9 protein-coding genes are annotated in these 15,745 nt (G+C 57.0%); 1 reads left to right on the plus strand and 8 read right to left on the minus strand.

Annotation, left to right across the window (positions count from 1 at the left end):
• Positions 1–133: 133 nt before the first annotated feature.
• From bshB1 to K227x_RS20115, 3 genes are all read right to left on the minus strand, one after another.
• Complete coding sequence (bshB1, locus tag K227x_RS20105; RefSeq protein WP_145172321.1) at positions 134–874, minus strand: bacillithiol biosynthesis deacetylase BshB1; 741 nt, start codon at positions 872–874, stop codon at positions 134–136.
• A complete protein-coding gene (locus K227x_RS20110; protein ID WP_391540456.1) occupies positions 871–1,686 on the minus strand; it encodes an inositol monophosphatase family protein in 816 nt (271 codons plus the stop codon). The genes bshB1 and K227x_RS20110 overlap by 4 nt, the downstream gene beginning before the upstream one ends.
• A gap of 99 nt (positions 1,687–1,785) precedes the next feature.
• The gene (locus tag K227x_RS20115; protein WP_145172325.1) at positions 1,786–2,775 is read right to left on the minus strand and encodes an aldo/keto reductase; all 990 of its coding nucleotides are present in this window, start codon (positions 2,773–2,775) and stop codon (positions 1,786–1,788) included.
• A gap of 238 nt (positions 2,776–3,013) precedes the next feature.
• Here K227x_RS20115 and K227x_RS20120 point away from each other — a divergent pair, with 238 nt between their 5' ends.
• Positions 3,014–3,952 carry a glycosyltransferase family A protein gene (locus tag K227x_RS20120; RefSeq protein ID WP_145172326.1) on the plus strand — a complete coding sequence of 313 codons (939 nt, stop codon included), beginning with the start codon at positions 3,014–3,016 and terminating at the stop codon, positions 3,950–3,952.
• 22 nt (positions 3,953–3,974) lie between these two features.
• Here K227x_RS20120 and K227x_RS20125 read toward each other — a convergent pair whose 3' ends face one another.
• The 5 genes from K227x_RS20125 to tsf all read right to left on the minus strand — a co-directional run bounded on the left by K227x_RS20125 (position 3,975) and on the right by tsf (position 15,595).
• Positions 3,975–10,445: a choice-of-anchor Q domain-containing protein gene (locus tag K227x_RS20125; protein ID WP_145172328.1), complete on the minus strand. Its 6,471-nt coding sequence runs from the start codon at positions 10,443–10,445 to the stop codon at positions 3,975–3,977.
• 304 nt (positions 10,446–10,749) lie between these two features.
• Positions 10,750–12,747 (minus strand): ABC transporter ATP-binding protein, encoded by a 1,998-nt coding sequence (locus K227x_RS20130; RefSeq protein WP_145172330.1) that lies wholly within the window; start codon positions 12,745–12,747, stop codon positions 10,750–10,752.
• 239 nt (positions 12,748–12,986) lie between these two features.
• Complete coding sequence (gene frr, locus K227x_RS20135; RefSeq protein ID WP_145178176.1) at positions 12,987–13,526, minus strand: ribosome recycling factor; 540 nt, start codon at positions 13,524–13,526, stop codon at positions 12,987–12,989.
• A 145-nt stretch (positions 13,527–13,671) separates the two neighbouring features.
• Entirely contained in the window at positions 13,672–14,454 is a 783-nt protein-coding gene (gene pyrH, locus K227x_RS20140) for a UMP kinase (RefSeq protein ID WP_218933399.1), read from the minus strand.
• A gap of 163 nt (positions 14,455–14,617) precedes the next feature.
• The gene (tsf, locus tag K227x_RS20145; protein WP_145172334.1) at positions 14,618–15,595 is read right to left on the minus strand and encodes a translation elongation factor Ts; all 978 of its coding nucleotides are present in this window, start codon (positions 15,593–15,595) and stop codon (positions 14,618–14,620) included.
• Positions 15,596–15,745 lie beyond the last annotated feature (150 nt).

Consider the following 15,745-nt stretch of genomic DNA (forward strand, 5'->3'; position numbering starts at 1 on the left):
CTACGAAACAGATTAAGACGGGCGGAATAGGCATTCGTTGCGCTGCACAGCAGCAACCCCGGCATTCCCCCGCACCATCGTGTACCTAGCGAAAACGATGCCAAAGGTTGGAAATTCCACGAAGCAATCGTTGCTAAATCAGATCTCGAAGCGACTTCATCGCCAACGGTTCTTTCGTTGCGAAGGGTTCGCCGTAGCGGCGATTGATCAAGCGGCCCCAATTGGCGGCTTCGTAGTGCAATTGGTCGATCATCGTTGGCGGATCGGTGGGTCTGCCTTGAACAAACTGACTGTCGTAAGCCAGGATCGACGCCAACTTGGCGTCCCAATGGTCACTGATGTCAACGATCCAATCCGGATCGACGGCGATTCGCAGATGGATACAGAAGTAGTAATAGATGCGTTCAGGATGGAACCGCTGGCCCGGCATGTCGGTCTTGCTAAGCTTTGCCCAAAACCGCGCGGCTTCGATCAAGTCGGTGGCGGCAACATGGTCCGGGTGTGCATCGTTCCAGTACGGTGCAAAGATCCAACGCGGTCGCAGGATCCGAAAATAGCTGGCCACCAATTGGCGAGCGTCCAGCGTGTGGACCAATTTTCGATTGGTCAGCCCCGCATTGCCGCGCCAAGTCAGATTCAAAGCCTCGGTCGCGACGCTGGTTTCTTGACGGCGAATCGCTTCGCTGCCGTGCGGTGTTGGTTCACCGGTGGTCAGATCTAGCACACCCACTCGCATGCCTTCGTGAATCATCTTGGCGATCGTGCCCCCCATGCCAAGTTCGGCGTCGTCCGGATGGGGTGCAATGACCAACATGTCGAGCGGTTCGATCGCGGGCAGGTCGGCGGGCGATTCGGTGTGAATGGGGATGGTCATGCGTTCTGCGGGTGATGTCGCGAGGTGATGGAAATCATGTCTTCGTGCAGGTGCGAATTGCTGGCGACCACACTGGTCTTCGCCAACGTCAACGGTTGGCCCATCGCGTCGGTGATTTTACCGCCGGCTTCGGTGACGATCAGCGCCCCAGCGGCGAAGTCCCAGGGCGACAATTCGTATTCAAAGAATCCGCCAAACTGTCCGATGGCGACTTGGCATAGATCCAACGACGCGGTTCCGAAACGACGGATGCCATGGATATCGTTCCCAAAGAACTCTTCGACAGCCGCCAAGGTCGATCGCATCATCGCGCCGCGATCGTAATAAAACCCGCAACCGATCAATGTCTTGGACAGTGAGGTTGCCGTATCGACTTGAATCGGCGTCCCAGTGAAATTCGCACCTCCGCCTCGGACGGCCGTGTATTGTTCCTGACGAACCGGGTTCAGCACGACACCGACGACGGCCTCGCCACGGTGATAGTAAGCAATCGAAACCGCGAAGTGCGGAACATGGTGTGCATAGTTATTGGTCCCATCGAGTGGATCGATGACCCACAGATGTTCCGCGTCGACGGAGCCGACCTGACCTTCTTCGCCCAAGATTTCGTGGGTAGGAAACTCGCTTCGCAAGTAGTTTGCAATCGCGTTTTCGCTTTCCACGTCCGCGTCACTGACAAGGTCGTACGTCTTCCCTCCGTTTTCCGACTTGTCACGCATTTGGACGCCGTCACGCCAATACCGCATCAACACGTCGCCGCCCAGCGATGCAGCATGGGTTGCGGCGGCCAGCAGCTCGTCATTTGGATTGATCATAAAATTCTCAGTTCACTTCGGCGAGAATGAAAGTACAGGCAAAATAGCGTTCCGGAGAAAATCACCGCCGCGGCTGCACCGTGCCAAGGGTCCACGTCAATCTTTGCCGCCGTACCAGATCCCGCGATGCCAATGATGTCGACGCAGTTGCAACAGCAAGTCTTCGGGAAGATCCTTCAAACGGCTGGTGCGAGTATTCTGTTCGACTTGCTGCACGTTTCTCATTCCCGCGATCACAGTGCTGACCTCTGGCCTCGCCAACACGAATTTCAGCGCGACGTCGGCCGGTGTGTATTGTTCCTGGATACCAAAGATCTTCATATCGGACTGAATCTGTTCGACACGCTGCACGGTGCGTGCCATTCGGTCACCGGCAAAGTAACGATGTCGGAAATCATTTTCGGGGAAGACGTGGTCCGCGGGATACTTCCCCGCCAAGGCACCTTCGTCCAGCGCCACGCGGACGATCACTCCCGTGCCGGTTTCCGCCGCGACGGGCAAAATCTGCGCGGCAGGTTCCTGATCGAACAGGTTGAAGATGATCTGAACCACGTCCACCAATCCGTCACGCATCAACTGGATCACACAGGACTGGTCTTGTTCCGGCGTGCTGACACCGATCAACCCGATCTTTCCTTCCTCGCGCATCTGCCGCAGCACCAGCAGCGGCTGGGGATCGTCGTTCCACGCACGCGTCCAGGTATGCAGTTGCAACAGATCCAACCGGTCGGTCCCCAGATTGGTCAATCGAGTGTGAATGTTGTCCCGCAGGTAGGCTGCCGAATATCGATCCTGCCATCGACAATACGGGCTGGGCGGCCAAGGTCCATCGGCGGGAGGCGTTTTGGTGGCGACCACGATGTCTTCGCTGCGTTCTTTCATCACCTGTGCGATCAATCGCTCGCTATGTCCATCACCGTATCCGGCGGCGGTATCGATGAAGTTGACTCCGTTATCGATCGCTTTGTGCACCGCTTCGATGGACGCCCGATCATCATGTTCCCCCCAACCGCCTCCGATTGCCCAGGCGCCAAAGCCTATCTCTGAAACCAAAGGCCCGTCGATGCCGAGGGAGCGTGTGTGCATGTGGAATAGCTTTTCGAGGGGTGTGTGAAACAGCGGCTAAGTCAAATTGTGCCGGTTAGTGAACGAATTCAAAGGGGCCAAGCCAAACTTCCCGCGTTTCCTATTCCCCGTCGGCGAAGGGCTCAACAATGCGTGTCGCGGAGTCCGAAAAGCCTGTCTAGACGACGTTTCGTCAGTAATTCGCGGATCAAATCAGCTCCGTCGAAACGAGTTCAGCCTCTCTTGTTGGATGGTATTGGTGACAAAATTCCCTCCGATTCCTCGCTTGTCGATTGTGATTCCCGTAGGTCGCGACGTCGCGACGTTCGAGAACACCTTGGTCAGCGTCTTAGAAAATCAGCCCGCAGATAGCGAGATCCTGGTATGTCATGATGGTCGCTACGCAAACCCATTCGAACTGTCCGACGAGGTACGGTTCGTGACTTCGGAATCGAACCGGTTCGTTGACCTGGTCGATGCCGGTGCCTTCGCGGCACAGGGTCAATTCGTGCACATTCTGGCCGACGGCATGCGTGCCACGCAGGGCTGGACCGCAGGCGCGATCGAAAAATTTGAACACTTTGACGCTGGCGTCGTGTCGCCGGTAATTCGCAGTGGCGATGACAACATCATTCTAGCGGCTGGTTGGCACGACACTGCCGACCGGCTTTGCAAACCAGCCGACTTCGGCAAGATGGATGTGCCCGCATCGAAGGCCAAGCTGATCGGCGCCTACCTACAGGCATCGTTTTGGCGACGCGAACTGCTGCGTACCGTATGCGAAGCCTGCGATCTGCAGGACGAACTGGATGCGTCCTATGCCTACGAATGGCTGGCTCGCACAGCGGGGTGGCGATGTGTTTTGGCGGATCAGTCATCTGTCATCGCTGACGACGATGAAATCCCAGGCGAACAACCGTCTCTGAGCCGCGGGAAAAGACTGCGTGCGATTCGCGGCTGTTTCCGTGGCGGTGGATCATCGGCGGCTTACAAAGCATCGGCCTTTGCCATGCTGGCCAACTTGTTTCGTCCGTCCATGTTGGGCGAATCGATCGGCCAGGCCTTCGCCGCATCGTTGGAAACGAAGATCTCTCGCATGATTCACCCGGACGAAGTGCTTGCCTGCGGCGATGACGCCGATACGGTGATCCACTCGTTGCCAAACACGGGCTTCACCGAGACCCGCCGAGCGGCTTAACCGGCCACGCGGGAATGGAACTTTAGAATAGCGTCGCCATCGCTTCGTCGATCGACGCTATCCGGTCTTTGTCTTTATCATCGACCGATGCGAATGAATCGAGCACCTGGTACTGCGTGCTCGATTCGGCCTGCTGGCCCTCTGCGGGTCGGGCGGATTGCTGATTCAATCGATTGATGATCATCAGCGCGTCGACCGCCGACGTCATCCCATCGTCGTTGACATCGGTGGCTTGCCGCCCCACCTGTTCGCCAGCCGCCGCGCCGGCATCTTGCAACGACAGTCGGTTGATCACCCGCAGGGCATCGATCGCGGTCAGTTCTCCCTCCCCCGTGACATCGAAACGAATCAACGGATCCGATGTTGCGATGGTAAAGTCGGTGGGCGTCATCGCCTGATCTGTCGTCACGACTACAGGCATCTCGGATACGTCTAGCCGCAGGATCGTGACGGTGCTGGGAACCACATACCGATCGGGATCACTGCTAACACCCGGAATCACTTGGTACAGATTCGACACCGCCAATTCATCCAATCCATCCGAATTGAAGTCGTCGGCGACCATGGCGGTGGGGGCAATCACACTTTCGATGGTTGTGATCAGCGAGAACTGTCCGTCGCCGTCACCCGCGTACATCTGAATGGTTTGATCTCCCAAATTGGCGATCGCCACATCCACGTATTCGTTCCGATCGAAACGGCCAATCGCCATCGCCGTTGCGCCTGGCTGCATCGTCAACGTTTCGACACGTTCCAACGTTCCGCTAGGGGTCCATTGATGGACGGTTAGCGAACCCGAATTCGAAAGCGCCATGATCTTGGGGACGGAAAGAGGTCCGTCCACATCGACAAAACGGGGATCTGTCGTCGCCACAACCTCGATCGCGACCAGTCCTTTCGGGACCGATGTGACAATCGGGTCGGCGAACTCTCCGGTTCCATCGCCCAGCAAAACCAACAACTCGGAATCCGCCTGCCCTTCGTATCCATATCCGCCAACGACCAAATCGATGTTGCCGTCCCCGTTGATGTCACCGGACGAAATCGCACGAACTTGTCGTGCAGCGCTCACCAACGCGGGTGTGTCGGCCCCATTCATCAAGATCTGCAGATCGGATGAACGAAAGGATCCAACGACATGATCGGGGATACCATTGCTGTCGAAATCATCAATCAACACTTCGACCGGGCCATTGCCGGCCGGTGTCAACGGCCCTGCGACCGACGGCATCCCGTCCATCCGATAGATACCACCGCCGTCTGCCGCCGTTCCGGGACCGGCAACCGCAATGGCAGGGGCAGCTAGCAGCGGCGATTCAAAAACCGCGACGCTTTGCGGGCGATTGCCGAGCGTGGTTTGCATTCCCATCTGGAACACACCACCCTGGTTCACCAACAAGGTTAACGATTCATCCAATTCGCCAGTGACCAGCAGGTCGCGATCTCCGTCACCGTCGATGTCGACCGTCTGCAGCGAACGCGCCAAGTCGCCAACGTCGATGGACGATCGAATGATCCCCGGATTGGATGGGATCGTTAAACAGGACAAGGGGATGTCCATCACGACGAAGCTGCCGGCCGCCGGCGTCATGGCAAAGAAATAATCTCCGGACGAATCCGTCAACGTCGAAACTTCGCCCAGATCCAAAGTCCGATTGCCATCTAAGTCGATGAAGACCAGTGCGCCGACCTGGGCCTCGCCCGATTCTTCGATTCCACTGTTATTGGCATCACAGTACACGTGCCCGCTAATCGCCGGGTCAATGCTGGTGACGGCGAACGACGAGTTATTGGCAATGTCGGATTCACCCGTTGTCGTGGACACGCTTACCGAGTTGGTAATGGATGAAACGGCCAACGCATTGACCGTCACCAGGACCGTGAATTCGACCGATGATCCCGAGGCCAAGTCGCCACCGTTGGCGGTTACGATTCCGCCCGACGCGGTCAACGCAGTTCCCAAAGAATCGCTGCCGCTTACGAATGTCACGCCCGATGGCAATGTATCCGTCATGACGACGCCCAGCGCTGTCGACGGACCGTTGTTGGTGACCGTGATCGCGTATGTCAACGATTCACCGATCACGACGCTGGATCGTGACACCGTGCTGATGACCGCCAAGTCTGCCAAGCCGGCCGCACCAACGTTGACTTCGATCACGCCCTGGTCCGTCGCCAGTCCATCGCTAAGCGTGTAACGGAAACGATCCAGTCCAGTGAAACCGAGTGGCGGAAAGTAGGTGATGTTCCCCGTCAGACTATCAAAACTGACCGTGCCCAACGTCGTACCGGAGATCGGGGATGCCGAATCGACCACCAACGTATCCAGTTCATTGGTCGCCCCAGTCGTATCGTTTGCGATCACTTGCGAACTAGCGATCACCAGCGTCGTTTGGAACGGAGTCGCCAACGAATCAACGTTGGCAACCGGGGCATCGTTGTCCCCCGTGACCGACACATCGACGATGGCGGTTGAAAATCCTCCGCTGCGATCACTGATTCGGTACGTGAACGAATCACTGCCAAAGTAGTCGGCGTCAGGGACATAAGTGACACTGATACCATCGGGATTGATCGATACCGAACCCTGGGACGGCTGAGTGATCGAATCGATTCGATCCGACGTAATCAGAAACAGATCATTGGCCAGCACACCAATCGACACAGTCCCGTCTTCGATGACCGTGGCGCTATCGGCGACCGCCGCAGGCAAGTTCGTATCGTCATCGGCGATTTGAACCGTGCCGGTATCGGTCGCGGTCACGGATGCCCCCACCACATTCGACAATGACACCGTGAACGATTCGCTGGGTTCATTGACGGCGTCGTTGATGATCGGGATCGTGAAGCTCTGCGTTTCACCGGCGGTTCCGGCAAAGGTCAAGGTGGCGGTGGTGCTGGTATAGTCGCTGGGCGATAAGGCGGTCCCATCCGTCGTCGCTGCGTCCACGGTAAAGCCAACGCCCGTGGCGGATGGCAGTCGCACCGTCACGGTGGCTGTTCCAGCAGATTCACTAACGGTGACATCCTGAACCTCTAGGGCCACCGTCAGTTCGGCCTCGTAGGCTCCGATATCGTTTGCCAAGCTGCCGTTGTTGTCCCCGTCCTGGGGCCGAACCACTCCACGGGCGTCCGTCGTGATGTCACTGCCATCACCGGCATCAATGGCCGGACTGCCCGAAACCAGTGCGTGTGTTTGTACGATCCCGCCATGGTTTGCCAGGACCGGATCGAAGATGGATGTGATCGCTAGTGATCCACCGACACCATCGCCGACGATGTTTCCGTTGGCCCCGTGGATAAGACCGCCCGAGGTGGCAGCGTCTGCGATCAGGTTGTGATCGCTCGTGTCATCGACAGACTGCCCGGACAAATCGCTAGCGGTTTCAACCGCGATATCACCGACGACGTTCCCGGCGACAAGCGAACTGGTCAGTCGTGTGATCGAGTTCACGCTGGCAATGGACACGCCCCCACCATCGCCACTGCCGATTCCACCAGCATCAGCTCGGTTGTTCACGATCGTGCTATAGAAAACATCGATCCGACTAGTTTCACCAGGCCCTGTGTCGGCGTTCCGAATCCCACCACCGCTGCCGTTGGCACGGTTGCCAGAGATCGTCACATTCGTCAACTGCAGTGCAGCGTTGCCATAGCTGTACACGCCGCCGCCATCACCATTGGCAGTGTTGCCGGAAATGGTCGATTCCGAAACCGAGACATCGCCGCCTGATACGAACAGTCCACCACCGCTGTCGCCCGAAACATTATCGCTGATCGTGGTCCGCGAGACGTTCACCAACGAGTCGAAGACCGCGATTCCTCCGGCGTAGTCGGACGCATTGTTTCCGGTGATGACACTGTCGATGATTGTCGTCGGTCCCGATGTCGAAATCGCACCGCCGTCATTCAGCGCCGTATTGTTCGAAAGGGTGGAACGCACAAGCGTCAGCGTCCCCGAATTGTCGATGCCTCCACCGTACCCGGTCGATCCCAAGGAATCCGCGGTGTTTCCAGTGATCGTGCTATCTGAAATCGTCAGGTTTGCGCCGTTGCTGATCGCACCACCCGTGTTGAAGGTCCGCCCACCGGTCAGAGTCATGCCGGACAGGTCCACTTCGGTTTCCGTACCGCTGACACTGAACACGCGTGAAAGCAGATTCGCATCGATCGTTAGCAGCGATTGGCCAGGGCCCACAAGGGTCACACTGTGGGTGATACTCAGCTCACTTCCGCCAAGGGTGATCGTGTCAGGCGTCGCATCGTTGAACAGCGTCCCAAAAGAAATCGTATCCCGTGCCGTCGTAGCATTGGCCAAGCGAATGGCTTCGCGAAGCGAGAGGTTTCCAGGGGTCACGTCGCCGTCATCGATATCGTCTGCGACGTCGACGACAAAGGCGAACACTTCTTCGAACTCAAACGCCCCGATGTCTCGGAACGGGATCGAGTCACCGTTTCCATCGTTGGGACGGGTCGCGCCACGGGCGTCGACATCGATCGGACTGCTGGTCGCTGCATCAATGGCAGGGCTGCCAGCGAGCAGCGGGATCGTCATCACGAATGTGCTGCTGTCCAAGACACCCAACAGCGGGTCGGTCGAATTGAGGTCGGATGGGTCAGAGAATCCCATCGACGTGCCGCTGTCCAAGTTGCCACCATCGGAGGCAAAGATTCCAGGGATCGCAGCACCGGTTCCGTCGGCAAACAAGCTGCCTTCGATCGCGATCGGCTGACCGGTCGCAGCGATATTGCTGCCTAGCCCACCGGCCAAATTCCCCGTGATCGTCGAGTACAAAATACTGCTGTCGATCGTATCATCCACTTGGTTGTAGGCGATACCGCCGCCGTCTGCCGCGCTCTCGTTGCCAGCTGCAGTGACGTTCAGCATCGACAGTGATGCCGTGTCCACCGCGATTCCGCCACCGTCACCACCGGCGATATTGCTCACAACGGCCACGCGGTTCAGGTCCAACCGCGGGATCCGAGACAGCCCCTGCAGCCCGACGCCACCGGCACGTCCGACACTCGCTTCGTTACCCATCAGGTTGGAATCGGTGATGGAGATGTCGAAGTCGACACCGCCGACCCCGGCACCTGACCCCGCGCTCGTATTGTTGATGACATTGCTGTTTCGGATAGAAAGCGCCAAGGTGCTGCCCAGTGTCGAGATCGCACCAATCCCTCCTCCACCCGCCAGCGTATCACTGGAATCATTCCCCGAGATGACGCTATTTTCGATCGTGACGCCAACGTCAACGATCGCGATTCCACCGGCTGCGGCCGCCGAGTTTTGATCGATCAATGCGTTGCGAATCGTGACTTCGGATATCAAGGCAGGGATGGTCGAAATCAGCGCGATCGCCCCACCACCCTGATCGAATGTCTGCCCGACACCGGTGACACTGTTATTGCGGAACAACGTGCCATCAATGGTGCCAGGATAGTGGACCGCTTCGAAACCACCGGCACCGGAAACCGCTTGGTTGCCAAAGAACGAACCACCAACGATCTCGAATGTTCGGCCAAACGGCCCATCGCCGACCATATAAATCCCGCCGCCGCCGCTGTCGCTTCCCAGTGCCTGGTTATTGGTGACGGTCAGATCGTAGGCGACCAAATTGTCCTCGAAGATCGCGATCGCCCCACCTGAATCGCCAGCGGTGTTTCCAGTCAACGTGACACGGTCCAGCAGAATGTCGATTTGCCCATCACCGTTTGATCGGATCGCACCGCCGTAGCCGATATCGACGGCCGAATCGCCTGTGGTGTTCCCGCTAAGCGTCGAATTTCGAATCGTCAGCGAGATGCCACCACTACTGAACCCCGAAATATCGATCGCACCGCCATCACGCGTCGCCGTGTTGCCATCCAACAATGAGTTGTCGATGGTCACGCTGCCAGATGCTTGGATGGCACCTCCGGACGACGGAGTCCCCGGGCCACCCAACGATTCAAAGTCAGCCAGATTGTTGTGCAAGCGAACGTTGTCAAAGACGAGGTTCACGTCTGGTCCACTGACGACCGCGCCACCACCGCTGGAATCGTTGGCGACCGCGTTCTGAATGGTCAGATTGGCAAAGGTAACGTCGACTGCTGGGCCGCCTACTCCGGCACCAAAAATATCGAATCCACGCGACTGACTGGTCCCGTCAATGATGACCGCGTCCCGATTCCCCGACGTGCCAATCAACGACACCGGATCAACGGCCGCAAAGTCGAAACTGCCCAACGAGTTGTCGATCAGATAGTTTCCATCGGCGATTTGGATCGTGTCTGCACCCGCGTTTGCTTCGGCGGCAGCCACGGCGGCGCGAATGTTGCAGTTCCCCGCACCGGCTTGGTCCCCAGCCACACAGACCGACCCAACCGCGGAATCCGTGGTCAATCCAACGAAATAGGTCGCCAAGACACGGCGATTCTCCAACGTTTCAAAACGATGAACTCTTCGCTTGGAACGTTGACGAGAAACTGAATTGCGTGCTCGAAGACTCATGGCGGATAGCCTGTGACGATTCGTCAATAGATGCAGATACGATGATGCCAGTTGCTGATGCTAGTCCAGCGACACCTGCCCCGCAAACAGCGGGGTAGAAACCCTCACCTAGCGGGAACACCCCGGATGGTGGATTGCCCGGAATGCAACGATTGTGCCCCCACCCAGCGCCCGTAGGCATCCAATCGCATGCATCCAATCGCATGCATCGAATCGAGCGAATTCAGGCCGAAGCGAATCGCGACACCCCAGTTAGGCGCCAGCCACAGGAAGAACGCATCACCACGGACAGTTCAGGCCAGGCCTAGGCGGCCTTTTGAAAGTCAGCTCCGCACAGGCTTTGATAGAACCGGTTGCGTTCCAACAGATGCGCGTGGTGCCCTGAATCGGCCACGCGGCCTGCCTCAATGACGACGATGCGGTCGGCCATCGCCAAACTGGTCGGTCGGTGAGTGATCATCACCCCGGTTCGATCAACCAGGAACTTGGCCAACGCTTGGTGAATCAGCTGTTCGGATTCCAAGTCAATCTGGCTGGTCGCTTCGTCCAGGATCAGCAGATCCGGGTCTCGCAAGAATGCCCGCGCCAAAGCGATCCGTTGCATCTGGCCGCCCGACAATCGCATCCCGCCGCAACCCAATTTAGTTTGGTAGCCGTCGGGCGTTTTGCGATGAATGAAATCATCCGCGAACGCCATCTTTGCCGCCCGGACTACCGCGTGTGCATCGGCGCCAGGCGATCCGTATCGAATGTTGTTTTCGATCGTGTCGTCAAACAAAACCGTACGCTGGGTCACCAATGCAATTCGTTTTCGCAGGTCACGCGTCCGCATCTCGCGAAGTGGAACACCGTCCATCGACACCGACCCTGATTGGGGATCGTCGAATCGGCATAACAAATTGACCAACGTGCTTTTGCCGCTGCCGTTGGGTCCCACCACTGCAATGGTTTCGCCATGGCGAATCGTCAGATCAATGCCTCGCAAAACGGTTGGTCCAGAGGGGTACTGAAATGCAACGTCACTGAAGGTGATGCGGGAGTGCGGACGAGCCACTTCACGAGCGACGGCCGGCTCTTGCACGCGAACCTGTTTGTCGATCACGGCAAAGACGCGATCCGTTGCAGCGATGCCACGCTGCAGCCCACTCCATACATCGCTTAGCTTTTTGGCCGGGTCCGACGCACCGATCAACAACGCAAAGAACGTCAGGATTTGCCCCACAGTCAGTGGATCGGTGCTCATGCGAATGCCCAACAGGTGCGTTTTTTGGTTGACCACCAAATAGCCACCCGCCAAGATCGCTAGCGATACCGTACAGATCCCAAGCAGTTCACTGCTGCTGCGAGCCAAGGTGTTGTAGAACGACATCTTCATTGACTTGCGATACAACGACTCGGTCGCGGCGTTGAACTTGGCTCTTTCGAATCCCTGGGTCGTGAATGCCTTGACCACTCGGATGCCTGCGAACGAATCGTTCAACATGCCGTACAACTGGCTCATTTCTTCCATCAGTTTTCGGCTGGCTCGACGGATCGCCTTGCTCAGGTAATTCATCACGATGCCAATGATGGGTGTCACCACCATCACCATCAGCAACAGCCGTGGGCAAACCATCATGGCACCACCGAAACAGACGGCCATCTTCAACGGCTCGCGAATCAGCCGACCTAGCAGCACACCTAGCCCGGCGGTGACGTGCGAAATGTCGTTGGTCAAGCGAGCGGTCAAGTCAGAGGATCCATTTTCGCCGAACGAATCCAAGTCCAAGTGCAAAGCCTTGCGGAAAAATTGCCGACGAATCTCGATCGATGTCTTTTCGGCCACGAACTGGACCAATAGCAGGTTGATGGCCAGCGCAGTCAGCTTCAGGGCCGTACCGACCACCAGGAACCCCATCACCACCAACAGTGTCGCGTACGCCGAATCAGGGGCGTACTTGTCGATCGTCGGCTGCAGCTTCCGCAGATAATAGATCCCGTCTGTGGCGGCCGTCCGCTTCACCTGAGCGGTTTCCAGTTCGACCTGCAAACGACTCTTTTCGTCGTCTGTCGCGTCCGCCACTTGATCCTGCAACGCCGCGATTCGCGAATCCAGGTCGGCCACCCGCTGATCGGTTTCCGTGATCGTCTTTTCGGTGTACTCGGGGAACGACTGACCTTCGAAAACGACTTCCACCAACGGGTAGATCGCTCCGATATTGGTCCCCCACAGCACGGCGATGATCAACGAAGTGATCAAAATTCCTAGCAGCGACCAGCGACGCCGCGAGGCGATTTTGAGTACGCGTCCAAAATTCTTCATCAGACCTGATCATCCATGATTCGCTGTAGAAAACCGGCCTCGCGAGAGGCACAAGTTTCTTTTAGCGATCATCCCGGACGGCGACCACCCGAATTCGTTCCATCGATTGCTTGCATAGCCGGCCCCTTCGGCACCACCAGCGCAACAAAAACGTCGCCAAAGACATCTGTCCTTGGCGACGTTCGCAATGTTCTAGCAATCATCGGTCCAAAAATCGGCCGGCGAAGAATCCCAACGGACTAGGCTTCGGTGACTTCGGCTTCGCGGCCCTTGGCCAATTCACCCGCCTGAGCCTCGTACTTTTTCGTCAGCTCTTGCACAGAATCCTTGATCGTGTCGCGTTCGTCTTCGCCGATCACTTTGTCTTTTTCGGCGGTATCGACGGCTTTGTTCGCATCGCGACGGATGTTTCGAATCGCGATCTTCGATTCTTCGGTCAACTCTTTGATACGGCTGACCATCTTCTTACGCACTTCGGTCGACAATGCGGGAACGTTCAGACGGATCAGGCGGCCATCGTTTTGCGGGTTCAGACCAATATCGCTGGCCACAATCGCCTTTTCGATTTCCTTGATCGTCGACGCGTCGTAGGGTCGGATCACGATCTGTTGCGGTTCGGGGGTACCGATCGAAGCAAGCTGCTTCAACGGTGTGGATGAACCGTAAACGTCGACCTTGATCGAATCGACCAAGCCTGGCGTCGCCCGACCGGTGCGGATACCGGACAAATTGTGTTGCAGAACCGAGATCGCCTTTTCCATGCGTTCTTCGGCGTCCATCAGGGTGTCGTCAGCGGTGGCCATAGGAAGATCCTTTTCGTGGAAGAAGATTTGGAGGTAGGATTAAAAAGTGTAGATCAACAGCGAGCGGCAAAACGGTATCCGACACCGACGTCGGCGCGAACACACGTCGTGATTTGAATCATTATCCATGGGGGGGAAGCTTCGTCGTACCGATCCAGGTTCCGACCGTTTCGCCCTGGATTGCTTTGACGATGTTCCCATCTTTCTTGAAGTTGAATACCAGGATCGGCTTGGCGTGTTCATTGCACAGCGCGATCGCGGTGGCATCCATCACCTTGAGGTTTTTGGCGATGACTTCACCATAGGTCAACGATTCGTATAGGACGGCGTGCGGATTCTTTTCGGGGTCGTCGCTATAAACGCCATCGACGCGAGTCGCTTTCAAGACAACGTCGGCATCGAGTTCCAGGGCCCGCTGAGCCGCGGCGGTATCGGTTGTCACGAAGGGGTTGCCAATTCCGGCCGCCAAGATGACGACGCGTCCCTTTTCCAGATGCTGGATCGCTCGGCGTCGAATGAATGTTTCGGCGATCTTCTCCATCGGAACGGCCGACATCACGCGTGTCTGCAGCCCGATCGATTCCAGCGCGTCTTGCATCGACAGGGAATTGATGACCGTGGCCAGCATGCCCATGTAATGCGCGGTCGCTTCTTGGACCATCGCGTTGCGGCCCGAGAATTGTGCACCGCGAAGGATGTTGCCGCCGCCGATCACGATCGCAATTTGGCATCCCGATTGATGCGCCGCTTTGATCTGTCGAGCGATTTCGCCGGACTCTTCGCCGCTGATTCCTCGACCGCCCGAATCAGCCAAACTTTCGCCACTGAGCTTCAAAATAACGCGCCGGTAACGCAGATCGCTGCTGGGTGAAACTTCGGTCTGGCCATCGGCGTCTTGGGTCATAGGAAAATCGCTGGTCGTGTGAATCGAGGAACGGGTGGGGCAGAAGCAACGATCGGGCGTCGCACGCACTGGGTGCATCAACCATCATCATAAACGAAAAAACCTCGCCGAACCGATGGGGGTCGACGAGGTTTTATGAACCGCTGTATCAGGGGGGATCAGACTAGCTGACCGCAACTCGCTTGAACTCGACCACTTCGGCCGAATCGCTCAGATCCTTGATCGCCGTTTCGACGGTCTTGGTATCGTCCAGGGCGAAGAACTGGCTCAACAAGCAACGTTCTTGGTCCAGCAGAGTGTTGTCCGAGATGAATCGATCGACCTTTCCGGGAACGATCTTGTCCCAAATTTTCTCGGGTTTGCCTTCGGCCTTCAATTCGTCCTTGATCGTGGCTTCGATGGCTGCCATGACTTCGGCAGTCAGCTGACGACGGCTGGCGTACTGAGGCACGTTCTTCTGTGGCTTGCCCAGATTTTCGCGCTCGTTGATTTCGTTCTCGGCACGAATTTGAGCCTGCAGAGCTTCGGTTTCCTTGGTGACCAATTCTTCGTCGAATTCGTCAGGATGCAGGATCGATGGCTTCATGGCCGCGATGTGCATGGCAACGCTACGGAAGAACTGTGGTGCTTCGGCGTGACCACCGTCCTTGTAGCTAACCAAAACACCGATCTTGCTGCCGGCGTGGATGTACGAAGCGATGTTTTCGCCTTCGACGACTTGGACGTCGGCGACTTCGATCTTTTCACCGATCTTGCCGGTTTCCAAAACCAATCGTTCGCCAACAGTGGCTCCTTCGAATGGCAGTGCGGCAACTTCTTCTTTGGTGGTGCAATTGTTATCGAAGGCCAACTTTGCAATTTGGTTGGTCAGTTCGATGAAGCCTTCGTTCTTGGCGACGAAGTCGGTTTCGCAGCTGAGCGCCAACAACATCGCTTTGTTGCCTTCGCTAAGTGCAACCACGACGCCTTCGTTGGCGTCACGGTCGGCACGCTTGGCAGCGACCTTCTGGCCTTTTTTGCGCAAGTAATCCAAGGCACCTTCAAGATCGCCACCGGATTCCTGCAGGGCCTTTTTACAGTCCATCATGCCCGCGCCGGTCGATCGTCGCAGTTCGCTGACATCTTTTGCGGAAATTGCCATTCTTCTCTTCTTCCTACTTCTTGTCTGACGTACTTAAAGAATCATCAATTCGGTGTGGCCTTTCGCGATTCGAAAGGCCGGCGGACAAGCGACTCGGGCTGTCCGCAAGAAACCTGGCCTGCTAGGCCAAAGACACGGCAACGGCCGTCT

This window comes from Rubripirellula lacrimiformis (assembly GCF_007741535.1).
In the GTDB taxonomy this organism is placed as follows: domain Bacteria; phylum Planctomycetota; class Planctomycetia; order Pirellulales; family Pirellulaceae; genus Rubripirellula; species Rubripirellula lacrimiformis.